Origin of the sequence: Citrobacter sp. CF971, assembly GCF_006385635.1 — a bacterium.
GTDB lineage: Bacteria > Pseudomonadota > Gammaproteobacteria > Enterobacterales > Enterobacteriaceae > Citrobacter > Citrobacter freundii.
This window is the reverse complement of sequence record NZ_CP041051.1, coordinates 1,548,524-1,573,043: the sequence shown is the minus strand read 5'-3', so window position 1 is coordinate 1,573,043 and position 24,520 is coordinate 1,548,524. Positions and strand designations below refer to the sequence as shown.

25 protein-coding genes and 2 pseudogenes are annotated in these 24,520 nt (G+C 52.7%); 12 read left to right on the top strand and 15 right to left on the bottom strand.

Annotated features, from left to right (window positions below):
- Positions 1-2: 2 nt before the first annotated feature.
- From sdhA to sdhC, 3 genes are read right to left on the bottom strand one after another with little or no spacing between them, the layout of a single operon-like run.
- Positions 3-1,769 (bottom strand): succinate dehydrogenase flavoprotein subunit, encoded by a 1,767-nt coding sequence (gene sdhA / locus E6P06_RS10945; RefSeq protein WP_003022919.1) that lies wholly within the window; start codon positions 1,767-1,769, stop codon positions 3-5.
- Positions 1,769-2,116, bottom strand: coding sequence for a succinate dehydrogenase membrane anchor subunit (sdhD, locus tag E6P06_RS10940; RefSeq protein WP_003022916.1), 348 nt, complete (start codon positions 2,114-2,116; stop codon positions 1,769-1,771). Before sdhD ends, sdhA begins: the two co-directional genes overlap by 1 nt.
- Positions 2,110-2,514 carry a succinate dehydrogenase cytochrome b556 subunit gene (gene sdhC, locus E6P06_RS10935; protein WP_003831406.1) on the bottom strand — a complete coding sequence of 135 codons (405 nt, stop codon included), beginning with the start codon at positions 2,512-2,514 and terminating at the stop codon, positions 2,110-2,112. The genes sdhD and sdhC overlap by 7 nt, the downstream gene beginning before the upstream one ends.
- A 383-nt stretch (positions 2,515-2,897) precedes the next feature.
- On the opposite strand from sdhC, the pseudogene E6P06_RS27745 reads away from it, so the two are divergent.
- The 7 genes and pseudogenes from E6P06_RS27745 (at position 2,898) to E6P06_RS10905 (ending at position 8,680) form a co-directional block, all read left to right on the top strand.
- Positions 2,898-3,008, top strand: a pseudogene (locus E6P06_RS27745) (hypothetical protein).
- Between the two features lie 203 nt (positions 3,009-3,211).
- Positions 3,212-4,495 (top strand): citrate synthase, encoded by a 1,284-nt coding sequence (locus E6P06_RS10930; RefSeq protein ID WP_003831404.1) that lies wholly within the window; start codon positions 3,212-3,214, stop codon positions 4,493-4,495.
- Positions 4,496-4,714: 219 nt separating this feature from the next.
- Positions 4,715-6,454, top strand: a complete 1,740-nt coding sequence (tssD, locus tag E6P06_RS10925; protein ID WP_139935228.1) for a type VI secretion system tube protein TssD — start codon at positions 4,715-4,717, stop codon at positions 6,452-6,454.
- Positions 6,441-6,725: a bacteriocin immunity protein gene (locus E6P06_RS10920; protein WP_016149801.1), complete on the top strand. Its 285-nt coding sequence runs from the start codon at positions 6,441-6,443 to the stop codon at positions 6,723-6,725. Before tssD ends, E6P06_RS10920 begins: the two co-directional genes overlap by 14 nt.
- Positions 6,726-6,895: 170 nt before the next feature.
- Positions 6,896-7,030 carry a bacteriocin immunity protein gene (locus E6P06_RS27955; protein ID WP_246862901.1) on the top strand — a complete coding sequence of 45 codons (135 nt, stop codon included), beginning with the start codon at positions 6,896-6,898 and terminating at the stop codon, positions 7,028-7,030.
- 76 nt (positions 7,031-7,106) lie between these two features.
- Positions 7,107-7,511 carry a DUF2251 domain-containing protein gene (locus E6P06_RS10910; protein WP_032938540.1) on the top strand — a complete coding sequence of 135 codons (405 nt, stop codon included), beginning with the start codon at positions 7,107-7,109 and terminating at the stop codon, positions 7,509-7,511.
- A gap of 122 nt (positions 7,512-7,633) precedes the next feature.
- Positions 7,634-8,680 (top strand): AbrB family transcriptional regulator, encoded by a 1,047-nt coding sequence (locus tag E6P06_RS10905; RefSeq protein ID WP_139935227.1) that lies wholly within the window; start codon positions 7,634-7,636, stop codon positions 8,678-8,680.
- Here the strand turns inward: E6P06_RS10905 and nei are convergent.
- The 8 genes from nei to ybgI are packed head-to-tail and all read right to left on the bottom strand — an operon-like array spanning position 8,677 to position 14,972.
- Positions 8,677-9,468 carry an endonuclease VIII gene (gene nei / locus E6P06_RS10900; RefSeq protein ID WP_139935226.1) on the bottom strand — a complete coding sequence of 264 codons (792 nt, stop codon included), beginning with the start codon at positions 9,466-9,468 and terminating at the stop codon, positions 8,677-8,679. The genes E6P06_RS10905 and nei overlap by 4 nt on opposite strands.
- Before the next feature lie 14 nt (positions 9,469-9,482).
- Positions 9,483-10,127 carry a pyroglutamyl-peptidase I gene (gene pcp, locus E6P06_RS10895; RefSeq protein WP_139935225.1) on the bottom strand — a complete coding sequence of 215 codons (645 nt, stop codon included), beginning with the start codon at positions 10,125-10,127 and terminating at the stop codon, positions 9,483-9,485.
- 9 nt (positions 10,128-10,136) lie between these two features.
- On the bottom strand, positions 10,137-11,132 hold the full coding sequence (locus E6P06_RS10890) for a DUF979 domain-containing protein (RefSeq protein WP_003847337.1): 996 nt from the start codon (positions 11,130-11,132) through the stop codon (positions 10,137-10,139).
- The gene (locus tag E6P06_RS10885; RefSeq protein WP_139935224.1) at positions 11,129-11,851 is read right to left on the bottom strand and encodes a DUF969 domain-containing protein; all 723 of its coding nucleotides are present in this window, start codon (positions 11,849-11,851) and stop codon (positions 11,129-11,131) included. Before E6P06_RS10885 ends, E6P06_RS10890 begins: the two co-directional genes overlap by 4 nt.
- Positions 11,852-11,906: 55 nt before the next feature.
- Positions 11,907-12,641 (bottom strand): 5-oxoprolinase subunit PxpA, encoded by a 735-nt coding sequence (gene pxpA, locus E6P06_RS10880; protein WP_003847341.1) that lies wholly within the window; start codon positions 12,639-12,641, stop codon positions 11,907-11,909.
- Entirely contained in the window at positions 12,631-13,563 is a 933-nt protein-coding gene (gene pxpC, locus E6P06_RS10875; RefSeq protein WP_048998329.1) for a 5-oxoprolinase subunit PxpC, read from the bottom strand. Before pxpC ends, pxpA begins: the two co-directional genes overlap by 11 nt.
- On the bottom strand, positions 13,557-14,213 hold the full coding sequence (gene pxpB, locus E6P06_RS10870) for a 5-oxoprolinase subunit PxpB (protein WP_003022889.1): 657 nt from the start codon (positions 14,211-14,213) through the stop codon (positions 13,557-13,559). The genes pxpC and pxpB overlap by 7 nt, the downstream gene beginning before the upstream one ends.
- Positions 14,214-14,228: 15 nt before the next feature.
- The gene (ybgI, locus tag E6P06_RS10865; RefSeq protein ID WP_003022887.1) at positions 14,229-14,972 is read right to left on the bottom strand and encodes a radiation resistance protein YbgI; all 744 of its coding nucleotides are present in this window, start codon (positions 14,970-14,972) and stop codon (positions 14,229-14,231) included.
- Positions 14,973-15,261: 289 nt separating this feature from the next.
- On the opposite strand from ybgI, the gene dtpD reads away from it, so the two are divergent.
- The gene (gene dtpD / locus E6P06_RS10860) at positions 15,262-16,743 is read left to right on the top strand and encodes a dipeptide permease DtpD (protein WP_139935223.1); all 1,482 of its coding nucleotides are present in this window, start codon (positions 15,262-15,264) and stop codon (positions 16,741-16,743) included.
- Between the two features lie 50 nt (positions 16,744-16,793).
- Here dtpD and E6P06_RS10855 read toward each other — a convergent pair.
- From E6P06_RS10855 to E6P06_RS10840, 4 genes and pseudogenes are all read right to left on the bottom strand, one after another.
- A pseudogene (locus E6P06_RS10855) lies at positions 16,794-17,109 on the bottom strand (ISNCY family transposase); the annotation flags it as partial.
- Complete coding sequence (gene phrB, locus E6P06_RS10850; protein WP_139935222.1) at positions 17,106-18,524, bottom strand: deoxyribodipyrimidine photo-lyase; 1,419 nt, start codon at positions 18,522-18,524, stop codon at positions 17,106-17,108. The pseudogene E6P06_RS10855 and the gene phrB, both read right to left, overlap by 4 nt.
- Before the next feature lie 20 nt (positions 18,525-18,544).
- A complete protein-coding gene (locus E6P06_RS10845) occupies positions 18,545-19,498 on the bottom strand; it encodes a DUF523 and DUF1722 domain-containing protein (RefSeq protein WP_138828319.1) in 954 nt (317 codons plus the stop codon).
- A gap of 89 nt (positions 19,499-19,587) precedes the next feature.
- Entirely contained in the window at positions 19,588-19,794 is a 207-nt protein-coding gene (locus E6P06_RS10840) for a YbfA family protein (protein ID WP_003022870.1), read from the bottom strand.
- Between the two features lie 308 nt (positions 19,795-20,102).
- Between E6P06_RS10840 and kdpF the strand changes: the two genes are divergently transcribed.
- From kdpF to kdpC, 4 genes are read left to right on the top strand one after another with little or no spacing between them, the layout of a single operon-like run.
- Positions 20,103-20,192 (top strand): K(+)-transporting ATPase subunit F, encoded by a 90-nt coding sequence (kdpF, locus tag E6P06_RS10835; protein ID WP_001670793.1) that lies wholly within the window; start codon positions 20,103-20,105, stop codon positions 20,190-20,192.
- The gene (kdpA, locus tag E6P06_RS10830; RefSeq protein WP_139935221.1) at positions 20,192-21,871 is read left to right on the top strand and encodes a potassium-transporting ATPase subunit KdpA; all 1,680 of its coding nucleotides are present in this window, start codon (positions 20,192-20,194) and stop codon (positions 21,869-21,871) included. The genes kdpF and kdpA overlap by 1 nt, the downstream gene beginning before the upstream one ends.
- Before the next feature lie 20 nt (positions 21,872-21,891).
- Complete coding sequence (kdpB, locus tag E6P06_RS10825; protein ID WP_139935220.1) at positions 21,892-23,940, top strand: potassium-transporting ATPase subunit KdpB; 2,049 nt, start codon at positions 21,892-21,894, stop codon at positions 23,938-23,940.
- 8 nt (positions 23,941-23,948) lie between these two features.
- Positions 23,949-24,515, top strand: coding sequence for a potassium-transporting ATPase subunit KdpC (gene kdpC, locus E6P06_RS10820; RefSeq protein WP_003835531.1), 567 nt, complete (start codon positions 23,949-23,951; stop codon positions 24,513-24,515).
- Positions 24,516-24,520 lie beyond the last annotated feature (5 nt).

Sequence of the window (24,520 nt, the reverse complement as noted above, 5' to 3'; positions counted from 1 at the left end):
CATTAATAAGTACGAATCTTCGGCGGGAATGCCGGGCGCAGCTTCGGTTCCATATTGACTTGACGTCGCGTCATGGATTCCGACTCTGGCAGGTACAGGGAATGGCACAGCCAGTTTTCATCATCACGTTCCGGGAAGTCGAAGCGGCTATGCGCGCCACGGCTTTCGGTACGGAAGTTTGCAGATACTGCAGTGGCGTACGCGGTCTCCATCAGGTTATCCAGCTCCAGACACTCAACGCGCTGGGTGTTGAACTCGCTGGAGGTATCGTCCAGACGGGCATTTTTCAGGCGTTCGCGAATCGCTTTCAGCTCTTCCAGACCTTTCGCCATCGCATCGCCTTCGCGGAAAACCGAGAAGTTATGCTGCATACATTCTTGCAGCGCTTTGCGAATCGCCACCGGGTCTTCACCGTTACGGTTACCGTTCCAGCGGTTCAGTCGTGCCAGAGAAGCATCGATTTCATCTTCGGTCGCATCCAGCAGGTCACCCTGCTCAGCGATAGATTCCTGCAGATGCAGACCCACCGCACGACCAAACACCACCAGGTCCAGCAGCGAGTTGCCGCCGAGACGGTTGGCGCCGTGAACCGATACGCAGGCGATTTCGCCTACCGCAAACAGTCCCGGGATCACCACATCTTCGCCCTGCTCATTCACAGTCAGCGCCTGGCCAGTAACTTTGGTCGGAATACCACCCATCATATAGTGGCAGGTTGGGATAACCGGAATCGGCTCTTTGACCGGGTCAACGTGAGCAAAGGTACGAGACAGTTCGAGAATGCCCGGCAGACGGGATTCCAGTACTTCTTTACCCAGGTGGTCGAGTTTCAGCTTAGCGTGCGGACCCCACGGGCCGTCACAGCCGCGACCTTCACGGATTTCGATCATGATGGAACGCGCCACCACGTCACGACCCGCCAGGTCTTTCGCATTCGGGGCATAACGCTCCATGAAGCGCTCACCGTGTTTGTTCAGCAGGTAGCCACCTTCACCACGGCAGCCTTCTGTGACCAGAACGCCCGCACCGGCGATACCGGTTGGGTGGAACTGCCACATTTCCATATCCTGCACCGGCACGCCAGCGCGGATAGCCATACCAACACCGTCACCAGTATTGATGTGGGCATTGGTGGTGGACTGATAAATACGGCCAGCACCACCGGTCGCCAGCACGGTCGCACGGGCTTTGAAGTAAACTACCTCACCGGTTTCAATACACAACGCGGTACAACCGACAATCGCGCCATCGGCATTTTTTACCAGATCCAGCGCATACCATTCTGAGAAGATGGTGGTATGGTTTTTCAAGTTCTGCTGATACAGCGTATGCAACAGCGCATGACCGGTACGGTCTGCCGCTGCCGCAGTACGTGCCGCTTGCTCACCGCCGAAGTTCTTCGACTGGCCGCCAAACGGACGTTGATAAATTGTGCCATTGTCGAGGCGAGAGAACGGCAGCCCCATGTGGTCCAGTTCCAGAATCGCTTCCGGACCGGTTTTACACATATATTCAATAGCGTCCTGGTCACCAATGTAGTCCGACCCTTTAACGGTGTCGTACATGTGCCATTCCCAGTTATCTTCATGGGTATTACCGAGCGCAACGGTGATGCCACCCTGCGCGGATACGGTATGGGAACGGGTTGGGAACACTTTAGAGAGCAGCGCACAGGTCTGACCGCTCTGGGAAATTTGCAGCGCCGCGCGCATACCTGCGCCGCCGGCACCAATCACAACAGCATCAAATTCTCTGACTGGCAGTTTCATTACACACCCCACACCACAACAAATCCATAAATGACGTAAACCACCAGCGCAACAACGATAGCCAGTTGCAGAATCAGGCGCACAGCCAGAGGTTTAACGTAGTCGGTCAACACCTGCCACATGCCGATCCAGGCATGAATCAAGATGGAGAAAAGTGCCAGCAGGGTGAAGACTTTGGTGAATGCCGATGAGAAGAAACCGGTCCAGACTTCATACGTCAGCTCGCCGCTGGTGGCGAAGAAACCGACCATAAAGATGATGTATAACGTCAGAACGATAGCGGTAGCACGGACCAGAATGAAGTCATGTACGCCGTTGCGTCCTAATGCGGAGGCGTTGCTTACCATACGAGGACTCCTGCGAGAAGTGAAAGCACGACAATAATAACGAAACAAATTTTGGCGGAGCGTGTCCCTGCTTCGAGGGTTTCTTCGATATAGCCAAAATCCATCAACAGATGGCGAATGCCCATTACGGCGTGATATGCCAGCGCAATCAGGATCCCCCACAGAATTAACTCCACAAAGAAGTTATTCATAATGGATGACGCGGTGAGGAAACCTTCAGGGGAGGAAAGGCTGGTACCCAATAACCACAACAGAATCCCGACCGCCACGAAGGTGATCACTCCGGATACGCGATGGAGAATGGACGCTATCGCCGTGATTGGGAACCGGATCGTTTGCAGATCCAGATTGACAGGTCTTTGTTTTTTCACATTTCTTATCATGAATAACGCCCACATGCTGTTCTTATTATTCCCTTTAGACTTCGGGTACAGAAGATGAAGACACCTGTAGCCTGAAAGACGACGGGATTTCCTTCCTCCGGTCTGCGTGCGGGTCAGACAGCGTCCTTACTATAACTACGCGTCATATAAAACACTGCTTCCAGATGCTAAAACGACACGTTACAACGCTGGTTGGCTCGGGATTGCAGGGTATTCCGGAGACCTGGCGGCAGTATAGGACGTTCACAAAATCATTACAATTAACCTACATATAGTTTGTCGGGTTTTATCCCGAACAGTGACATAGGTCACGATAACAACATTATTTTAATTTTTAATCATCTGATTTGACAATCATTAAACAAAGTTGTTACAAACGACACCAGAAAAAGCATATAATGCGTAAAAGTTATGGGGTCACTCTTTCACCGGAGATTTAGTTATGTAACAGTGTGGAAGTATTGACCAATACCTTCAGGACAGTTATTAGTGATAGACAGGTTAAATAATTCGGATTGCTAAGTTCTTGATTTGCAGTTTATTCGCCATAAAAAGACCGTTTTACCTGCAAGCGCCCATAGCTCTGTACCCAGGTCATCCCCTCTTTCGCAGAGCGGCGAGCCAAATAACAAACTGGTAACGGTTTATTGATGCACGAAGGCAAATTTGAGTTCCGGCAGTCTTAAGCAATAAGGCGCTAAGGAGACCGTAAATGGCTGATACTAAAGCAAAACTCACTCTAAATGGTGACGCTGCTATTGAACTGGATGTGCTGAAAGGTACGCTCGGTCAGGACGTTATTGATATTCGTAGTCTTGGCTCAAAAGGGATGTTTACTTTTGACCCAGGTTTTACCTCTACCGCATCCTGCGAATCCAAAATTACTTTCATCGACGGTGACGAAGGTGTTTTGCTGCATCGCGGCTTCCCGATTGACCAGTTGGCGACCGAGTCCAACTATCTGGAAGTGTGTTATATCCTGCTGTACGGCGAAAAACCGACGCAGGAAGAGTACGACGAGTTCAAAACCACAGTCACTCGCCATACCATGATCCACGAGCAGATCACGCGTCTGTTCCACGGTTTCCGCCGCGACTCTCACCCGATGGCCGTTATGTGCGGTGTCACCGGAGCGCTGGCAGCGTTTTATCATGACTCGCTGGATGTAAACAACGCACGTCACCGTGAAATCGCCGCTTTCCGTCTGCTGTCCAAAATGCCAACCATGGCAGCGATGTGCTACAAATATTCCATCGGGCAGCCGTTCGTGTACCCGCGTAACGATCTCTCCTACGCCGGTAACTTCCTGAACATGATGTTCTCTACGCCGTGCGAAAAATACGAAGTGAATCCGATTCTGGAACGCGCCATGGACCGTATCTTAATCCTGCACGCTGACCACGAACAGAACGCCTCAACCTCTACCGTACGTACCGCGGGCTCTTCTGGCGCTAACCCGTTTGCCTGCATCGCGGCTGGTATCGCTTCCCTGTGGGGACCGGCACACGGCGGCGCAAACGAAGCTGCGCTGAAAATGCTGGAAGAAATCAGCTCTGTTAAACACATTCCGGAATTTGTTCGCCGCGCGAAAGACAAGAATGATTCCTTCCGCCTGATGGGCTTTGGTCACCGTGTTTATAAAAACTATGACCCGCGCGCTACCGTCATGCGTGAAACTTGCCACGAAGTGCTGAAAGAACTGGGCACCAAAGATGATCTGCTGGAAGTGGCGATGGAACTTGAGCACATTGCGCTCAACGACCCATACTTCATCGAGAAGAAACTCTACCCGAACGTAGACTTCTACTCCGGCATAATTCTGAAAGCGATGGGGATTCCGTCCTCCATGTTCACCGTTATCTTCGCCATGGCGCGTACCGTTGGCTGGATTGCACACTGGAACGAAATGCACACCGACGGCATGAAAATCGCCCGTCCGCGTCAGCTGTACACCGGCTACGACAAGCGCGATTTTAAATCTGATATTAAGCGTTAATTGTTCAGGCCACCGGGTAATTCCGGTGGCTTTTCTCAGACCCTGCTCAAATTACCGCATTCATCTCATCAATATTATTCTCATCAGCTAATTCGTCCCAAAATACATTTCAGACATGCGCCCCTTTTATATAGCATTAATCGCCAACGCATAATTTGATTTTTAAATTTATTAGCTATTTAATTCGGCCTTATAAAATACATCTCTGGATTAAATGGCATGGGCGATCTTATTTACCTGAAGATAACAGGTGAACAACAAGGAAATATTTCTTCCGGCTGCGGCACTTCCGCGTCAGTAGGGAATCGCTGGCAGGAAAACCATCCTGATGAGATTTTTGTTTTTTCACTTTCGAATGGATTAGCTAATACTGATTCTGGTATTAATACCCAGCTACTGAACTTCACAAAACTAATTGATAAAAGCACACCATTATTGATTAACGCCATCAATAATAATGAACGTCTGTTTATTGAAATTGATTTATGGAGAATAAACAGATTTGGTAGATGGGAACGCTTCTATTATATTCAATTAAGAAATGCATCGGTAAAAAGCATACAAACCTATGTGGCCCTAAACGAGCTGGATACCGAAGAAATTGCAGTATCGTATGACTATATTCTTTGCAAACACCTGATTGCCAACACTGAGTTTGACTACCTGGCATTGCCTGCTGAGTACAACCGTTTGTTTATACCACCCTGCCCTCAGCCGGTCAGTACGATAAAACCCATAGTGAAACGCCCTTCTCCCCCTGCACCACACATTCCAGCAGTTACGCCGGTCTATGCTAAATCCTGTCTGAAAGAAAAAGGCTGTACAGACGCGGGGAGCCGTGAAGAATCGGCTGAAAACTTCGGACAGATGGCGGTTTTCGCACAATCTTCCGTCGATGATTGTTGCGGATATGCACAGCCCGCAGAAGCCTCAGCCGCGCTGCCGATCTTAGGTGGGCTGACGCAGGTGTGGGGCGAGTGGTCACTCAGTGGCATGCTCAGCGCCGCACGCGGCGTTCCTTATATCGGAGCGCTAGCTTCCGCGCTGTATATTCCGTCCGCGGGTACGGGCAGCGCACGCGTTCCCAGACGTGATGAGTTCTGGTATGAGGAAGAACTGCGGAAAAAGGCGCTGGTAGGTGGCACTGCCACCACCCGGGTTCGTTTTTTCTGGGGAACCGACATTCACGGTAAATCGCAAGTCTACGGCGTGCATACCGGCGAAGGTACTCCTTATGAAAACGTGCGCGTCGCGAATATGCTGTGGAACGATGAACATCATCGCTATGAATTTACGCCTGCCCACGACGCAGACGGGCCGTTAATCACATGGACGCCGGAAAATCCTGCGACGGGTGATGTACCTGAACATACTGGAAACGATGTTCCACCGCTGGATCAGCCAACCATTCTGGTAACACCCATCCCGGATGGCAAAAACGAATACACCACGCCACCGTTCCTTGTGCCGGATGTCGCCGATTTTAACGATTATATTCTGATTTTTCCGGCCGATTCAGGCATTCAGCCGATATATGTATACCTGAAAACAGCCCGGGACGACCCCGGTACAGCAACCGGCCACGGTGAAATTTTATCCGGAAATGGTCGTTGGCTTGAGGCCGCCAGTTCTGGGCTGGGAGCGCCGATACCTGCACAGGTGGCGGATAAGCTGCGAGGAAGAACATTTCGCAACTTTGACCATTTCAGAGAAGAATTCTGGCTTGCGGTGTCAGAATGCCCTGAGCTTATGAAGGATTTTAAACCATCTAACCAAACCCTGATAAGAATGGGGTTGGCACCATATCCTATTCCTTCAGAGCAGGTAGGCGGCAGAACGACTTTTGAACTTCATCACGTAGAAGAAATCCAGCATGGCGGAGAAGTTTTTAATATGGATAATATAAACATTACTACTCCTCGCTTACATATAGGAATACATAAAAATGCTAATAGATAATGAAAAAACCATAAGCGATTACACTGAGTCAGAGTTCATTGCTCTGCTATCTAACTTTTTTGAGAATAAACATGGGCTAAATGCCAAGGATTTTGGTAAATTTATCGATGATCTACAACTACATGTAGTCAAAGTCACCCAGCACCCACTTGGTAATGGACTGATTTTTAATACACCAGATGAGATTGAATGTTCACCCTTGGGAATATTCAAGGAAATAAAAAAATGGAGAGCATCTCATGGCTTAGAGTTATTTAAAGATTCTAAATAAGCTCTGCAAAGAAATTTATTAAAACAGTGAATATATGAATCATCTTAAGCAAAAACTCGAAGACTACACCGAAGCTGAATTCATATGAATTCTCCACAAACCCACGCTACCTAGGAGAAATAGACCGTGAATATTACATCGACTCATTAGTCGATCATTTCGATAAAATAGTGGATCATCCGGAAGGTAATGGTTTGATTTTTTATCCCCCAGATGACCGAGAAGACAGCCCGCAAGGAGTCATTGATGAAATCAAAAGATGGCGTAAGTCCCAGGGACGCTCATCATTTAAACAATCAACCTAAAAATTTTCAAATCAAACACTCGAATTATCAGTGTAAATTATATAACAACGAATATTTATACATGTGGGAATTTAAAATGACGATCACGGTTACGGTTCAAGCTCAACTCATTGTCGGTGAAGCACAGGTAATAGAAAGTTTGGCCCCAGAAGGTTCTTACACGGCTGTATTTGAAGATGATGGTCAAACCGGGTACTTCTATGCACTTGATGAATCTGCTGACGGAAATCCTATCAAAGATGCACTGCATATTTACAATGCAGAAGATGTTTCAGATGGGCATATCCCATCAGATGTGAAGATCGGTTGGTCAGAAGACAGTAAGAAATGTGTGTTGCTGATAAATGGTTACCCACACGGCGTCTTTAATTTTGAATCTAAAAATGGATACTGCCGGAGCGGTTTTCCACCTACAATCAGTCAGGAATGGTCTGTCTTTGGGCATGCATGGAATGATGCTGTCGATGATTTATTCAGATAACAGGCATCAATACCCGATCACCGGTTAGTCCGTTTTTATTGATACTTGATATTTTTTTCAGCGGACTTTTTCTCTATGCTGTATCAACACGTTAAACGCAACATATAACTCAGGAGCATGGGATGCCTGTTTTACAGTGGAGCCTGTTGTTTGTGCTATCGCTCCTGCTTTCCCTGCTCTTTCTGCTTATTCATCTTCCAGGACCCTTGCTGCTCGGTTCGATGATCGTCGGCATCATCTTCAGTCTGCGCGGCATCTCTCTGCATCCTCCCCGCTGCACATTTCTTGGCGCGCAGGCGATTCTCGGCTGCATGATTGCCCAAAATCTGACCGGTTCAATCTTCACAACCCTTGCAGCCCACTGGCCGATGGTGATTGTTATCCTGCTGGCAACCCTTATCAGCAGCGCGATAATCGGCTGGCTGCTGGTTCGCTACAGTACGCTACCGGGGAACACCGGCGCATGGGGCTCGTCACCAGGCGGCGCAGCGGCAATGGTGGCGATGGCGCAGGATTATGGTGCCGACATCCGACTGGTGGCGTTTATGCAGTATCTGCGCGTACTGTTGGTGGTCGGCGCGGCGGCGATGGTCACCCGTCTGGTGATGGGCGGCCAGGCGCAGGCGGTCAGTGAACAAATCATCTGGTCTCCGCCTCTAAGCGGCAATCTTTTCAGCACTCTGATGCTGGCCGCCGTTGCCGGCACGGCTGGACGCTTACTGCGTATTCCCTCTGGCGTCATGCTATTGCCGATGCTGGTGGGTGCCTTGCTGAATGCAAGCGGAGTGATGGTGATTGAACTGCCGGAATGGCTACTGGCGATAGCCTATATGGCCATCGGCTGGCAAATCGGCCTGGGCTTTGACAAGCAGATATTTTTAATGGCGCTGCGCCCTTTGCCGCAGATCCTGTTGTCCATTTTTTCACTGATGGCTATCTGCGCTGCTATGGCCTGGGGACTGGCGCATTACATGCAGATTGATTTTCTCACTGCCTATCTGGCGACCAGTCCAGGTGGCGTGGATTCTGTCGCGGTGATTGCCGCAGGAAGCCACGCTGATATGGCGCTCATCATGGCGATGCAAACCCTGCGACTGTTCAGCATTTTGTTAACTGGCCCCGCAGTCGCGCGGTTTATTTCGGTGCACGCGCCAAAACGGCCCGCTTAGTGCTGACATCCCGGACACCAGTAAAAAGGTCGCGAGGAGAGCATCGTTTTCTCGATAGTCCCACCACAACGCTCACAGGCTTCGCCGTCCCGATGAAAGACCTTGAAGCGAAACAACGCACCGTGATGTTTATTCTCATCGACCAGCCCGCGGGTATTATAAGACAGGCGCGGAATATCAAGCAGCGCATGTGCCAGTTGATCCAGTTGCTCATCACTAAGCTGCGACGCTTTATGCTGCCCGGTCAACCCTACCTGCCAGAGGATCTCTACCCGCAGGTAGTTACCTAATCCCGCCAGAAAAGCCTGGTCCAGTAGCAGACCAGAAAACTGGCGATTGCAAAAACGCGGAGATAACAGACGCGCTTTAACGTCATCGGGCGTTAAACGTAAATCCAGTACATCCGGCCCTACCCGTTGCAGGAACGGGTGGGTGGTTAGCTGTTCTGGCGTCAGCATTTCGATATCAGACGCGCTATAGAGCAGAATTGTCTTGTCATGTGTTTGCAGACTGACGCGCAGTACCCGCGAAGTTTGCGGAATTTCGCCGGTATCCACCACTCGCCACACGCCATAGAGCTGATTGTGACTGTACAGCGTCAGGCCATTGGAAAAATGGGTCAGTAATGCTTTCCCTCGCGTTTCAAGCTGGGTAACACTCTGCCCAATTAGTTGAGATTGATACGGTTTTAACTGCTCAAAGGCAAACCAGACTTCCGTCAGGGGTTTGCCTTTGACTGCCGCCTCCAGGTTATCCGCCGCGCGGCGGATCTCCGGGCCTTCAGGCATAATACTGTCCTTTGTTAATGTGTTGCGCCGCCCGTCACAGCGATATCGCTTTCCACCTGCAAGGCGGTGGCAATTGCGACTTCCAGCGCCCGGCGTACTGTTTCAGCCGCCATACTTGGCGCCCCGGGATGCTGTGCGGCCTGTTGCGGCAAATAAGGGATGTGAATAAAGCCGCCCTTCACCGCCGGTGCGTCGCGTAGTTTATGCAGCAGACCATACATCACATGATTACACACGAAAGTGCCAGCGGTCTGGGAAACCGAGGCCGGAATTCCCGCGTTGCGCATAGCCACAACCATCGCTTTGATCGGCAGCGAGCTAAACCACGCCGCTGGACCATCGGCTACAATCGGCACATCTACCGGCTGTTGCCCCTGATTATCCGCAATACGCGCATCGTCAACGTTAATCGCCACGCGTTCCACGGTGATATCCGTGCGGCCACCTGCCTGCCCCACCGCCAGGACCAGCGATGGCGACAGCGCGTCAATTGCGCCATTGAGTACGGTAAGAGACTCGCCAAAGACGCACGGCAGTTGGCGGGCAACGACGCGGCATCCACCGATGATAGCATTATCGAGTCCCGAGACCACTTCCCAGGAAGGGTTAACTGATTCGCCGCCAAAGGGTTCAAATCCCGTGATGAGTACTGTTTTCATCCTGTCACCTTACAAGAACATCAGGAAATACATCAGGAACACGTTGACCAATAGCAGCAGTATGCCGGTTGGCACCTGCGCTTTAATCACCGCGTTTTTGTCCGGTAGTTCCAGCAGCGCAGCAGGGACAATGTTAAAGTTCGCCGCCATCGGCGTCATCAGTGTCCCGCAATAACCGGAGAACATACCAATCGCCGCCATTACCGCCGGATTACCACCGTGTTGCAGTACAAGAATTGGAATACCAATCCCAGCGGTCACGATCGGGAAAGCAGCAAACGCATTGCCCATGACCATAGTCAGCAATGCCATGCCGATGGTGTACACCGCCACTGCGATAAAGCGACTGTCTACCGCCAGATATTCCTGCGTCAGATATGAAATGCCGCTGCCTACGCCCGCTGCCGTAAACAACAGCCCGAGCGTAGCCAGAATCTGTGGCAGGATGAACGCCCAGCCGATGGAGTCCAGCAGACGGCGCGCCTCCTGGATCGGTTGATGCACCCGCTCATGGGTCATTTTTATTGCCATCGCCAGACCAATCAACGAACCTGCGGTCATGGAAAAAAGCGTCACCAGCGTGGCGTGATTACCCGGCCCAAACAGCGCATCCTGTAAGCCCGGAATATGGTTGAACATCAGCACGCCAATAACCGTTACTACCGGGATCGCCAGCGCCGGGAAAAAAAGGCGGTTGCCCAAGCGACTGGCACTTTCTTCGCGCTGTTGCTGCGTCCGTTGATGATAGCTTCCCAGCTTTACGCCGCCGAAACCGGCGATCAGCGCCAGGACGACCACCGCAATACCGACGGCAATATGCACCGCGCGCTTGTCGCCAAACAGCGAGAATGTCCAGTCGCCAAGCAGAAACAGTACGCCGTATATGCCCCAAAACAGGCCAGTGGTGAAACGACGCGGGTTCGCTTTATCCTGCCAGGACATGACGGCCACAATCAGTAATACCGCGCCCGCCAGCCAGTAGAGATAGCTTTGTTGAAAATTCATTGCGCTTCCCCTTTCGCTGCGGCATTCGCTTTCGCCACCTCACGTTGCAAATAGCTATCCAGACGCCACAAACGTGTGCCGTGGATCAGGAAAGCACAAAATGCCGTTGGGATCCCCCATAGGGCGATATGCAGCGGTTCGGTCTGGATCCCACCAGACTCCAGCATAAAGTTATGCATGAAGATGATGGCGCCGAAAGCAACAAAGATATCTTCACCGAAAAACAGCCCGACGTTATCGGTCGCCGCTGACATTGCGCGCAGTCGATAGCGTACCGCCCCAGGTATCTCGCCGTGATTTTTCTCAGCGGCCCCTTCCGCCATCGGCGCCAGCAGCGGACGCACCATTTGCGGATGCCCCCCCAGACTGGTGAGTCCTAATGCAGCGGTCGCTTCGCGAATGAACAGATAGACAATCAGCAGGCGGCCGCTGGTAGCGCTGCGGATTTTTGCAATCCACGCCTGCGCACGCTCTTTCAGACCGTGACGTTCCAGCAGACCGATTACCGCCAGTGGGATCAGCAGGATAAACGGTAGGTTGCGGGTGTTAAGAAAACCTTCACCCAGTTTCTCGAGAATAGTGGCGATAGGCATATGCGCCGCCAGCCCCGTGACAATCCCGGCAATAATAACCACCAATACCGGGTTAAAACGTAAAAGAAATCCGACCACGATGACGGCGATCCCCGTCAATGGCCAGAGAGAAATAGCCTCTCCCATAATTCATTCCCGTATATGTTGTTGTGTAATATATTGTTGTTTTGTATGGTAAATCTTATGCGCTAATTTCGATATTGCATGCATTAAAGGCGCTACGCAAGCGACGGGCAAAAGCGAGTGCGTGCTCGCCATCCCCATGAATGCATACCGTCTGGGCAGTAACGCTCGCCCATGTCCCACTTTGGCTTTTTACTCTGCCGGATTGTACCATTTCTAACGTTTGCGCCAGCGCCTGCTCTTCATCCTCAATCAGTGCGCCCGGCTGACTACGCGGCACCAGGCTGCCATCGGCCTGATAACCCCGATCGGCAAACACCTCCTGACGCGTTACCAGGCCATAGTGTTCTCCAGCACGAATCAGTTCGCTTCCCGCCAGTCCCACTAAAATCAGCGACGGATCGCAGGCATGAACCGCTTTCGCAATCGCATCAGCCAGTTGAGGATCTTTCGCTGCCTGGTTATAGAGCATGCCATGCGGTTTGACATGATGCATCACACCGCCCTCCGCCCGCGTGATGGCAGCCAGCGCGCCAATTTGATACAGCGTCTGCGCATACACCGTTTGCGCAGGCAGGGTCATGGCGCTACGGCCAAAATTTTCCCGATCCGGAAAGCTGGGATGCGCACCTATCGCTACGCCATTTTTTAGCGCTTCGCGCACGCTTGAGAGCATGGTTTGCGCATCGCCTGCGTGAAACCCACAGGCGATGTTGGCCGATGACACCAATTGCAGCAACGCTGCATCGTTCGCACATCCCTCACCGAGGTCTGCATTGAGATCAATTTTCATTGTTAAGCCGCCATGCTAACTGTTCCAGGTAACGCTGCTGGTCGTACCGCGCCTTCAGGGCTTCCTCCAGCGAACACTGCACAAAATGAATCGGTTGACCGAGCGGGATCTGCGCCAGATGATACATATCTGCCTCAATAATACAGGCGATGCGCGGATAGCCGCCCGTCGTCTGAGCATCGTTCATCAGCACAATGGGTTGGCCATTATGTGGAACCTGCACCACACCGGGGAGCAAGCCATGCGACAGCAGCTCGCGATCGGTCGTGCGCGTCAGCGGCTGCCCCTGAAGACGATACCCCATACGGTTACTTTGTGGGCTAAGTTGCCACGGTGAGCGCCAGAACGAAGCCTGCGATACCTCATCAAACTCCTGATATTCAGGTCCGGGCAGCGCACGAATGAGATTACCCCACATCAGTTGCTTAACACCTTGCGGCTCGCTGAATTTCCGGGTAGATACGCCAATCGCCAGTCGATCGCCATCACGCAGTAGACGCCCTTCAAACCCACCAATGCCCACTTTCAGATCGGTACTACGCGAGCCCATCACTTCAGGAACATCAATACCGCCCGCTATCGCCAGATAACTGCGCATGCCATGAAGCGGACGTTTTAGCGTCAGGCGCTGCCCGGCTTTTACCGGTAACCGCCATCCGCTCCACACGGGCGTACGATCCAGATGCGCTTCGCATCCGGCACCGGTCAGGGCAAACCAGCCATCGGCTTCAAACTCCACCACCAGTTGCCCCAGCGTGATTTCCAGCGCTGCGGCATTCGCATCATTACCCACCAGCAGGTTAGCCACGTTCAGCGCCGGTTTATCCAGCGCCCCACAGTGACTGATTCCGGATTGACGAAAACTATGACGTCCCCCGTCCTGTACTGAGGTGTACATGCCAGCGCGGATGATGTTTAACATATCCCCTCCTTCTGCGGGACAAAACGCACGGTATCGCCAGCCCGCAACAGAATCGGCTCCTCCCGTTTTGGATCAAATAACGAAACGGAAGTACGCCCAATCAATTGCCACCCGCCAGGCGTGGAAAGCGGGTAGATCCCCGTTTGAGATCCACCGATACCGACAGAACCTGCCGGAACAAGCAAACGCGGTTCCGCACGTCTGGGAGTATGCAGTTGTTCAGGTAAGCTCCCGAGATAGGGGAATCCCGGCTGAAAACCGATAAACCACACCACGTAATCAACCGACGCATGAAGTTCCACAACTTGCTTTTCACTTAATCCGCTGTGCCGGGCGACCTCTGCCAGATCGGGGCCGGCCTCACCGCCATAGGTGACGGGAATTTCAATAAAGCGCGAATCCGGCTCCAGTGCTTCACTCTCTTCCCACCAGCGTTGCAGGCGCTCAATCGCATCCAGCGCCAGCGTTTGCGGGTCGCGCAAGGTCACCGTGATATTGTTCATGCCTGGAATAGCTTCCAGTACATTCGGGGCATCAACCAGACGCTGGGCCAGACGCCAGATGCGTTTCTGAGTCGCCAGCGTAATGGGCGGTTCCAGTTCAAGAACCACTGCCGTTTCACCTAACAGATAACAACGCGCTCGCTGCACTTTCGTCCCTCTTTATTACGCTGGATTAGGAATATCGATAAAAGTCACGTCCAGATCGGTATTTTCATTAAGCCAATCGCTTAATGCGCGAATGCCGCCGCGTTCGGTCGCATGGTGACCGGCAGCATAAAAATGCAGCCCCTGCTCGCGGGCTGAGTGAATGGTTTGCTCTGAAACTTCACCAGTGATAAAAGCGTCGACGCCAAACCGGGCTGCGCTATCAATAAAACTTTGACCGCCCCCGGTACACCAGGCGACGCGCTGAACTTTTTCCGGACCGGTATCACCACACCATAACGGTTTACGGCCTAAACGCGCTTCAATCCATGATGCCAACTCCAGTCCCGGAACCGGCATGGAGAGTTCTCCCCATGGCACCAGCGGTTCGATCTCACCCATCACGGTAATCCCCAACAGCGCGGCCAACTGCGCGTTATTCCCAAGTTCCGGGTGAGCATCCAGCGGCAGGTGCCAGCCATACAGGTTGATATCGTTTTCCAACAGCGTTTTCAGACGATGGCGCTTCATGCCGCGAATTACCGGAGATTCGCCTTTCCAGAAATAACCGTGATGAACGATAACCGCATCGGCCTGCAGGCGCACCGCCTCATCCAGCAGCGCCTGACTTGCGGTCACGCCGGTCACGATTTTATGCACCGTCTCTTTGCCCTCAACCTGCAAACCATTCGGCGCATAGTCGCTAATGGCGGCGCTGTTCAGTTTGTCGTTGATCAGTTGTTCCAGTTCGGTGTTTTTCATCATCGTCCTCGTAGTCATTAATTCTGCCTGCCTAATCAGCAACACAGCTTAGGTTAAAATAGCGTCCTCGCCTGCGTTCGTCGATAGCCATTTCACTGACACATCAAGAAACAATCACACCCGCTTTGAACATGATTTGCTTACCACTACGCGATCCAATTCATGTATATTTATGCAATCAGACAGCATATTGCAAAAATAATCAGATCTGTATCTAAGTTACAACTTTAAGGAAACACACTCGCGCAGTACGCTCAGCCTGTCGCGAGGCATTTACTTCGAGAAAATAATGAATAAACAAGCATCTCAACCACGGGCGATTTATTACGTCGTCGCGCTACAAATCTGGGAATATTTCAGTTTTTACGGCATGCGTGCGCTGCTGATCCTGTATCTCACTAACCAGCTCAAGTACGACGATAATCACGCATATGAACTGTTCAGCGCCTACTGTTCGCTGGTCTACGTCAGCCCCATTCTCGGGGGATACCTGGCAGATAAAGTGCTCGGTAATCGAATGGCGGTGATGATCGGCGCATTTTTAATGGCGGTGGGACATCTGGTATTGGGCGCAAGCGAAATGGCTCCGGCGTTCCTTTATTTGTCGCTGGCGATCATTGTCTGCGGCTACGGTCTGTTTAAATCCAACATTAGTTGCCTGCTGGGCGAGTTATATCAGCCTGAAGATCCGCGTCGCGACGGTGGATTCTCTCTGCTCTACGCAGCCGGTAACATCGGTTCGATCATCGCACCGATTGCCTGCGGATACGTGCAGGAAGAGTACAGCTGGGCGATGGGCTTTGCGCTGGCTGCGATTGGCATGCTGGCAGGGTTGGTGATTTTCTTATGCGGTAATCGCCATTTCGCTCATACCACTGGCGTCAACAAGGCTGTGCTGTGTGCGAAAAAGTATATGCTGCCAAACTGGGCCTGGCTGTTAGTTCTGCTGGTTGCAGCACCGTTACTGATTACCGTCCTGTTCTGGAAAGAGTGGTCCGTTTACGCACTGATTGTTGCCACGGTTATTGGTCTGGCGGTTCTGGCGAAGATTTACCGTCAGGCGCAAACCCAAAAGCAGCGCAAAGAATTGGGGCTTATCGTCACGCTGACCTTCTTCAGCTTGCTGTTCTGGGCCTTTGCTCAACAGGGCGGCAGCTCGATTAGCCTGTATATTGACCGCTTCGTAAATCGCGATATTTTGGGGTATTCCGTCCCGACCGCGATGTTCCAGTCGGTTAACGCCTTTGCCGTTATGCTGTGCGGTATCGTGCTGGCCTGGGTAATCAAAGAAAGCGTTGGCGGCAATCGTACCGTACGTATTTGGGGTAAATTCGCCCTTGGCCTCGGTTTAATGAGCGCAGGGTTCTGCATTCTGACCTTAAGCGCCCGCTGGTCCGCAGCTTACGGCCACTCTTCCATGCCGCTGATGGTATTGGGGCTGGCGGTCATGGGCTTTGCCGAACTGTTTATCGACCCGGTGGCGATGTCGCAAATTACGCGTATTGAGATCCCTGGGGTGACTGGCGTATTAACAGGCATTTATATGCTGCTGTCCGGCGCCATCGCCAACTATCTGGCAGGCGTTATCGCCGATCAGACGTCGCAAGGCTCGTTTGATGCAGCAGGCGCTATCAACTACTCCATCAATGCGTATATTGATGTCTTTAGCGAAATTACCTGGGGCGCGCTGGCCTGCGTGGTGTTGGTGCTGCTGATTTGGCTGTACCAGTCGCTTAAGTTCAGAAACCGTCCGCTGGCGGTAGAATCCTGAGTGTAAGGGCCCGATGATGTAATACTATTCGGGCCTGTTTTTTCGGGTAATTACGCATAACTTGCAGCGAGTTCCTCTTCAGTAAGCCCCGTCACTAGTAGTACCATTGCGCGATCTATTCCCTGCTCCAGCATAGTTTGCGCTATACGTAATGCAACTTCTCCTGTGTTGGGGGATCCGTTGTGCCATTTTTTGCATAAACTCATTAAAGCGAGATTAATCGCCGGATCGTAGGATGTAATTAAGCATCGCCTGCAGTTGCGTGTCATTAGCGCATCCAGTAAGTAGTAGCGTGGTCAGTTGTTCTATCAGCCCCATCAAATCCCGCTGACGGATATGCTTTTGCATTAGCTCCAGCAGCGCTATCCCTTGCGCGCCGCCTCATATGCCGCCAGCGTCGCCAGCCTTGCCTGTTTATGATCCACAATCGGGCGAGGATAACTTAGTGTTACCTGCGCTTTTTCTGCCCACGACCACGGGTCATGAATGGCTTTACCCGGCACGTCGCGCAGTTCCGGCACCCACTGGCGGATAAACTCACCGTCACAGTCGAATTTTTCGCCCTGCGTCGTGGGGTTAAAGATACGGAAATACGGTGCGGCGTCGGTTCCGGTTGAGGCTGCCCACTGCCAGCCGCCGTTATTGGCCGCGAGGTCACCATCAATCAGTTGCGACATGAAATATTGTTCGCCTTTACGCCAGTCAATCAGCAGGTCCTTCACCAAAAAACTGGCGGTAATCATGCGTAATCGATTATGCATCCAGCCCGTGGCGTTGAGCTGACGCATCGCCGCATCCACAATAGGGTAACCCGTACTACCCGTTTTCCAGGCCTGCAAATGCGTCGGATTATTCTGCCATTGCACGCGATCGGTCCAGTGGATAAAGGGTTGATACCGACACAGCGCCGGATGGTAAGTCATCAGATGACGATAAAATTCACGCCAGATAAGCTCGTTCAGCCAGACGCTACCCCTGCCGCCCTCAAGCGCCTGCGGCTGCTCCGCGAGCAGTCGATTCAGGCATTGGCGCGGCGATAACCCGCCTGTCGCCAGACTTGCGGATAATCGACTGGTCCCGTCAATCGCTGGAAAATCACGCTGCTGCTCGTATTCTCCCGCCGCCTGCTGGCAAAACTGACGTAATTGCGCGATGGCCAACTTTTCATCTGCCGAAAACCACTGCGCATCAAAATCTTGCTGCGGATAGCTCAGCGTTATTGCGCTTAACGACGTGGTGAGTGCGCCGCTGTCCCTCATTTTCGGCGCGCTAACGCATTCTGGAATACCGTCTTTAATCCGCTTCAGCCAGGCATTTTTAAACGGCGTGAACACTTTATACATCTCATGATTGCCGGTCATCACAGCCCCCGGGGGCAGGATCACGCTGTCGTCAAACCCTTCGCACACCACCTGAGGTAAGGACTTTTCGACGGCGGCATCACGCTGGCGTTCGTTTATTTCATATTGATAGTTATAAAATAATCGACTGACGTCATGCTGCAGGCAGACATTTTTGATGGTGTCCACGCTGGCCGCAAAATCAGCCACTTCGTAAAACAGTAAAGGGATGCCTTTTTCTGCCAGCGCTGTTTGTAACGCATTCAACTGCGCGCAGGTAAATGCCGCCTGGCGCGGGGCCATATCGTGGGCCTTCCACTGCTCGGGGGTAGCGATATATAACGCCAGCACCTGCGCAGAACGATCCCGACAAGCCGCCGCCAGCGCGAGGTTGTCGTGCAGGCGTAAATCACGCCGAAACCAGACCAAATGGGTGGTCATAACACTCCTGAAGAAAAAACTTAACGCCCGTAGCGCAAACGCAGAGCCTCTGGCCAGGGATTGAAATAGCGCTGCCCGGAGAGATAAGCATCCGGATATTCCGCCATATAGTGTTTGAGTAATGTTATTGGCGCAAGCAGCGGTTGAGTCGAACGTCGATACCCGTCAATGAGAGAGGCCAGCTCCTGCCGCTGACGAGAATTTAATTGCGTACGGAAATAGCCCTGGACATGCATCAGCACGTTGGTATGGTTGCGCCGGGAGGGAAGATGCGCCAGCAAACTCATCAGCCTTAAGCGATACTCGACAAAATAAGCCTGCAAATCTTGCCATTCGCCGATCGCCGCGACAAAACGCCCGAGTTCGCGATACTCCGGCTGGGAATGGGCCAACAGTAATAGCTTGTAACGGCTGTGATAATCGATTAGTGCTCCGCGCGTTAACCCTTGCTGACGGATACCGTTGAGCTCGTGCAAGGCATAAATGCGCTCAACAAAATTTTCCCGAATCTGCGGGTCGTGCAAACGCCCGTCCTCTTCCACGGGAAGCCAGGGTAACGTCGACATCAGCACAGATGTAAAGATCCCTCGTCCCGCTTTACGGTTGTTTTTGCCTTCCGCGTCGTAGACCCGCACCCGTTCCATACCGCAACTAGGCGATTTTGCACAGACAATATAGCCACACAAATGCTCCAGACGCTCGCTTTGTCGCTGACTAAAAGCCGTCATTACGTCTGTCAAATCACCCTCGCGCTTATCACTAAAACGCAGGGAGACAGCCTCGCCCTCTTTGACCAGATGCAGCGCAGGTCTCGGGACCGGTAACCCGATACCCATTTCAGGGCATACGGGTTCGAAAGCGACCCACGGCGACAGTTCTTCCACAGCAAAGGCCAGCCGCTTGTGCCCACCATCATAGCGAACCGCCTCCCCCAACAGACAGGCACTTATACCAACAGGGATTTTCTCGCTCATGATCGCTCCTTTCTCATTCCTGAGATAAGTGTAGCTATCATGAACAAAAAAGCCGCTGATATCAGCGGCTTTTGGGGATTTATTAGCTATCAGTAGAAATCGCAGGTGGCTTTTTCAGCCTGCTCCATCCACACCGGTTTATCACTGGTTTTAGACCAGACGCGGTGCAGGTAGCTGTAAAAACGGGCGCGGTCTTTCCAGAACAACATGACCGGCAGCGCCAACACGCCCGCCACAACGGCAAAGGTACGGCGCAAGAAAACAATGTGTGCTGGATATTCTTTATAAAAGTCCATAATCCTCTCCCATATATCTGTTCGGTGAATCGCACCGGAAAAATAAACTTGGTTAACTGATGAAAATAATACCGCCTTGTGTGTAATTTTGCTACTCATCCGACCACTTATTTTTATCTATTGATGCTCCGTTTAGCTAAAAACTGTAATTAAGTTACATAAAAGTTAAATTAATACTAATCATTAGTTAAATAATGGTCTTTGCCATTTTTATACTTTTTTTACACCCCACCCACTGATTTTTGCGAAATCTTTGCAAGCAAAAATCTACGCTCTGGTTATCACATTTATGCCACTGGAGGTGCACCGTGAGTGCAGGCGTGATAACCGGCATTGTGCTGGTCTTTTTATTATTAGGTTATCTGGTGTATGCCCTGATTAATGCGGAGGCGTTCTGATGGCGGCCCAAGGATTTTTACTCATTGTCAGTTTCTTGCTGGTGCTGTTTGTCATCGCCAGACCGCTGGGCTTTGGGCTGGCTCGACTGATCAATAATACGTCCCTGCCGGGCCTGACTGGCGTGGAACATATGCTGTGGCGCTCTCTGGGCATCTCGCAGCAGGAGATGAACTGGCGGCAGTATCTGTTGGCGATCCTCGCGCTCAATGTACTGGGCCTGCTGGTCCTGTTTTCGATGCTGATGGCGCAAAACCTGCTGCCGTTAAATCCCCAGCAACTGCCAGGGCTTTCGTGGGATCTGGCGCTTAACACCGCGGTGAGTTTTGTCACTAATACCAACTGGCAATCCTATGCTGGTGAAACCACCTTAAGCTACTTCAGCCAGATGATCGGGCTGACCGTACAAAACTTCCTGTCAGCGGCAACCGGGATTGCGGTGATTTTTGCCCTGACCCGCGCCTTCACGCGCCAGAGTATGAACACCTTGGGCAACGCCTGGGTCGATCTGATTCGCATTACGCTGTGGATCTTGCTCCCCATTGCATTGCTCATTGCGCTGTTCTTCATTCAGCAAGGTGTGCTGCAAAACGTGTTGCCCTATCAGCCCATCACCACCCTTGAAGGGGTGAAACAACTGCTGCCGATGGGGCCCGTCGCCTCACAGGAAGCGATTAAGATGCTTGGCACTAACGGGGGCGGTTTCTTTAACGCTAACTCATCACATCCGTTTGAAAACCCTACCGCGTTGACCAATCTGGTACAGATGCTGGCTATTTTCTTAATTCCTACCGCGCTGTGTTTTGCCTTTGGTGATGTGGTAGGCGAGCGTCGCCAGGGACGGACTCTGCTGTGGGCCATGTCACTGATTTTTGTGGTCTGCGTGGCCGTCGTGATGTGGGCTGAAGTTCAGGGCAACCCACACCTGATGGCATTCGGCGCAGACAGCAATATCAACATGGAAGGCAAAGAGAGCCGCTTTGGCGTGCTGGCCACGAGTCTGTTTTCCGTCGTGACGACAGCGGCATCCTGCGGCGCTGTCGATGCTATGCATGACTCCTTCACCGCACTGGGCGGCATGGTGCCGATGTGGTTAATGCAGATTGGTGAAGTGGTCTTCGGCGGCGTGGGTTCAGGTCTGTACGGCATGCTGCTGTTCGTGCTGCTGGCGGTATTTATCGCCGGGTTAATGATTGGCCGCACACCAGAGTATCTGGGTAAGAAAATCGACGTGCGCGAAATGAAAATGACCGCGTTGGCGATTCTGGTCACCCCTGCGCTGGTCCTGATCGGTACAGCAATCGCCATGATGACCGAAGCTGGCCGCAGCGCCATGCTAAACCCGGGTCCACACGGGTTTAGCGAAGTGCTGTATGCCGTGTCGTCCGCCTCGAACAACAACGGTAGCGCCTTCGCCGGGTTAAGCGCCAACAGCCCGTTCTGGAACTGCCTGCTGGCCTTATGCATGTTCTTCGGTCGCTTCGGCGTGATCATTCCCGTGATGGCGATTGCCGGATCGCTGGTCAGTAAAAAGATCCAGCCAGCCAGCTCCGGTACGCTACCTACCCACGGAGCGCTGTTTGTCGGGTTGTTGATCGGTACGGTGTTACTGGTTGGCGCTCTCACCTTTGTTCCTGCCCTGGCGCTTGGCCCGGTCGCAGAATACCTGTCATTACACTGAGTGATGCGGAGCACATTACTATGAGTCGCAAGCAACTGGCGCTGTTCGAACCCTCTCTGGTCGCACAGGCGCTGACGGACGCCGTGAAAAAATTAAGCCCACATACCCAGTGGCGTAATCCGGTGATGTTTATCGTCTGGTTGGGCAGTCTGTTAACGACCCTGTTAACCGTGGCGATGGCAACAGGCCATATGCCGGGTAATCCTTGGTTTACCGGCGCGATAAGTCTGTGGCTGTGGATTACCGTTCTGTTCGCCAACTTTGCTGAAGCGCTGGCGGAAGGACGCAGTAAAGCTCAGGCCAATAGCCTGAAAGGCGTCAAAAAAACCGCCTTTGCCCGCAAGCTTCGCGAACCGAAATACGGCGCGGCAATGGATCACGTCCCTGCCGATGATTTACGTAAAGGCGATATCGTGCTGGTGGAAGCTGGCGATATTATCCCGTGTGACGGCGAGGTGATCGAAGGCGGCGCGTCGGTAGATGAAAGCGCCATTACCGGTGAATCCGCGCCGGTGATTCGTGAATCCGGTGGTGATTTCGCCTCCGTCACCGGCGGGACTCGCATCCTCTCCGACTGGCTGGTTATCGAATGCAGCGTAAACCCTGGTGAAACGTTCCTCGACCGGATGATCGCCATGGTTGAAGGTGCACAGCGGCGTAAAACGCCCAATGAAATTGCCCTGACGATCCTGTTGATAGCCCTGACCATCGTCTTTCTACTGGCTACGGCCACGCTGTGGCCGTTTTCCGCCTGGGGCGGTAGCGCGGTCAGCGTCACGGTATTGGTTGCGCTGCTGGTGTGTTTAATTCCTACGACGATAGGCGGGCTGCTCTCCGCGATTGGCGTCGCCGGGATGAGCCGCATGTTGGGTGCGAACGTCATTGCCACCAGCGGACGTGCAGTAGAAGCGTCGGGTGACGTGGATGTACTGCTGCTGGATAAAACCGGCACCATTACGCTGGGTAACCGCCAGGCTTCAGATTTTCTGCCCGCCCACGGCGTGGACGAAAAAACGCTGGCCGATGCCGCGCAGCTTTCATCCCTGGCCGATGAAACGCCGGAAGGCCGCAGCATCGTGATTCTGGCTAAACAGCGCTTTAATCTGCGTATACGCGACGTGCAATCGCTACACGCCACCTTTGTACCGTTTACCGCCCAAAGTCGGATGAGCGGGATCAACATCGACAACCGTATGATCCGCAAAGGGTCGGTCGATGCTATTCGTCGTCACGTCGAAGCCAACGGCGGCCACTTCCCCGCCGACGTTGAGCAGAAGGTCGAAAACGTCGCACGCCTTGGCGCTACGCCGCTGGTGGTTGCTGAAGGCTCCCAAGTACTGGGCGTGATCGCCCTGAAAGATATCGTAAAAGGTGGGATTAAAGAACGTTTTGCCCAGCTGCGTAAAATGGGGATCAAAACGGTGATGATCACTGGCGACAACCGTTTGACCGCCGCCGCAATCGCCGCGGAAGCCGGAGTGGATGACTTCTTAGCCGAAGCCACACCGGAAGCCAAGCTGGCGTTGATTCGTCAGTATCAGGCGGAAGGTCGTCTGGTGGCGATGACCGGCGACGGAACTAACGACGCACCTGCCCTTGCGCAGGCCGATGTGGCCGTTGCCATGAACTCCGGAACCCAGGCAGCGAAAGAAGCGGGCAACATGGTGGACCTCGACTCCAACCCCACCAAACTGATTGAAGTGGTGCACATTGGTAAACAGATGCTGATGACGCGCGGTTCGCTGACCACCTTCAGTATCGCCAACGACGTAGCGAAGTATTTTGCCATTATCCCGGCCGCGTTCGCCGCCACCTACCCGCAGCTCAATGCGCTGAACGTGATGGGGCTGCATTCGCCGGACTCGGCGATCCTCAGCGCGGTTATCTTTAACGCACTGGTTATCGTCTTTCTGATCCCACTGGCGCTGAAAGGCGTGAGTTACAAACCGTTATCCGCTTCCGCGATGCTGCGCCGCAATTTGTGGATCTATGGCCTGGGTGGTCTGGTTGTGCCGTTTATCGGTATCAAAGCAATTGATTTACTGCTGACCCTGCTGGGTCTGGTGTGAGGTTTCAGATGAGTGGATTACGTCCTGCATTATCAACATTGATTTTCCTGATGCTTATCACCGGCGGGGCATACCCGCTGCTGACCACTGCGCTGGGGCAATGGTGGTTTCCCCACCAGGCTAACGGTTCGCTTCTCCGCGAAGGTCAGATTGTTCGCGGCTCCGAGCTCATTGGGCAACAGTTTACCGCTGCCGGTTATTTTCAGGGACGCCCCTCAGCCACAGCGGAAATGCCCTATAATCCAATGGCTTCAGGCGGCAGTAATCTGGCAGCCAGCAACCCGGAACTGGATAAACAGCTGCAAAGCCGGATTGCCGCGCTGCGTGCCGCTAACCCGCAGGCAAATCCTGCCGTTCCGGTAGAGCTGGTAACAGCTTCCGCCAGCGGGCTGGATAACAACCTGACGCCAGCTGCGGTGGCCTGGCAAATCCCCCGCGTGGCGCAGGCTCGCAACCTCAGCGTTGAAGAGGTCACACGCCTGGTTGCACAATACACGCAAAAGCCGTTGGTCAGTTTTATTGGCCAACCGGTGGTGAACCTGGTGGAACTTAATTTAGCGCTGGATAAGCACTGAGAAAA

Excerpts from the sequence above, each read along its gene's own strand:
- kdpA (WP_139935221.1), top strand. The coding sequence starts at position 20,192 with ATGGCGGCCCAAGGATTTTTACTCATTGTCAGTTTCTTGCTGGTGCTG.
- sdhD (WP_003022916.1), bottom strand. The coding sequence starts at position 2,116 with ATGGTAAGCAACGCCTCCGCATTAGGACGCAACGGCGTACATGACTTC.
- pxpC (WP_048998329.1), bottom strand. The coding sequence starts at position 13,563 with ATGTTAAACATCATCCGCGCTGGCATGTACACCTCAGTACAGGACGGG.
- E6P06_RS10845 (WP_138828319.1), bottom strand. The coding sequence starts at position 19,498 with ATGAGCGAGAAAATCCCTGTTGGTATAAGTGCCTGTCTGTTGGGGGAG.
- dtpD (WP_139935223.1), top strand. The coding sequence starts at position 15,262 with ATGAATAAACAAGCATCTCAACCACGGGCGATTTATTACGTCGTCGCG.
- kdpC (WP_003835531.1), top strand. The coding sequence starts at position 23,949 with ATGAGTGGATTACGTCCTGCATTATCAACATTGATTTTCCTGATGCTT.
- pcp (WP_139935225.1), bottom strand. The coding sequence starts at position 10,127 with ATGAAAACAGTACTCATCACGGGATTTGAACCCTTTGGCGGCGAATCA.
- E6P06_RS10890 (WP_003847337.1), bottom strand. The coding sequence starts at position 11,132 with ATGAATTTTCAACAAAGCTATCTCTACTGGCTGGCGGGCGCGGTATTA.
- sdhA (WP_003022919.1), bottom strand. The coding sequence starts at position 1,769 with ATGAAACTGCCAGTCAGAGAATTTGATGCTGTTGTGATTGGTGCCGGC.
- pxpA (WP_003847341.1), bottom strand. The coding sequence starts at position 12,641 with ATGAAAATTGATCTCAATGCAGACCTCGGTGAGGGATGTGCGAACGAT.
- sdhC (WP_003831406.1), bottom strand. The coding sequence starts at position 2,514 with ATGTGGGCGTTATTCATGATAAGAAATGTGAAAAAACAAAGACCTGTC.
- E6P06_RS10885 (WP_139935224.1), bottom strand. The coding sequence starts at position 11,851 with ATGGGAGAGGCTATTTCTCTCTGGCCATTGACGGGGATCGCCGTCATC.
- E6P06_RS10910 (WP_032938540.1), top strand. The coding sequence starts at position 7,107 with ATGACGATCACGGTTACGGTTCAAGCTCAACTCATTGTCGGTGAAGCA.
- tssD (WP_139935228.1), top strand. The coding sequence starts at position 4,715 with ATGGGCGATCTTATTTACCTGAAGATAACAGGTGAACAACAAGGAAAT.
- E6P06_RS10905 (WP_139935227.1), top strand. The coding sequence starts at position 7,634 with ATGCCTGTTTTACAGTGGAGCCTGTTGTTTGTGCTATCGCTCCTGCTT.
- ybgI (WP_003022887.1), bottom strand. The coding sequence starts at position 14,972 with ATGAAAAACACCGAACTGGAACAACTGATCAACGACAAACTGAACAGC.
- E6P06_RS10930 (WP_003831404.1), top strand. The coding sequence starts at position 3,212 with ATGGCTGATACTAAAGCAAAACTCACTCTAAATGGTGACGCTGCTATT.
- E6P06_RS10840 (WP_003022870.1), bottom strand. The coding sequence starts at position 19,794 with ATGGACTTTTATAAAGAATATCCAGCACACATTGTTTTCTTGCGCCGT.
- nei (WP_139935226.1), bottom strand. The coding sequence starts at position 9,468 with ATGCCTGAAGGCCCGGAGATCCGCCGCGCGGCGGATAACCTGGAGGCG.
- kdpB (WP_139935220.1), top strand. The coding sequence starts at position 21,892 with ATGAGTCGCAAGCAACTGGCGCTGTTCGAACCCTCTCTGGTCGCACAG.
- phrB (WP_139935222.1), bottom strand. The coding sequence starts at position 18,524 with ATGACCACCCATTTGGTCTGGTTTCGGCGTGATTTACGCCTGCACGAC.
- E6P06_RS10920 (WP_016149801.1), top strand. The coding sequence starts at position 6,441 with ATGCTAATAGATAATGAAAAAACCATAAGCGATTACACTGAGTCAGAG.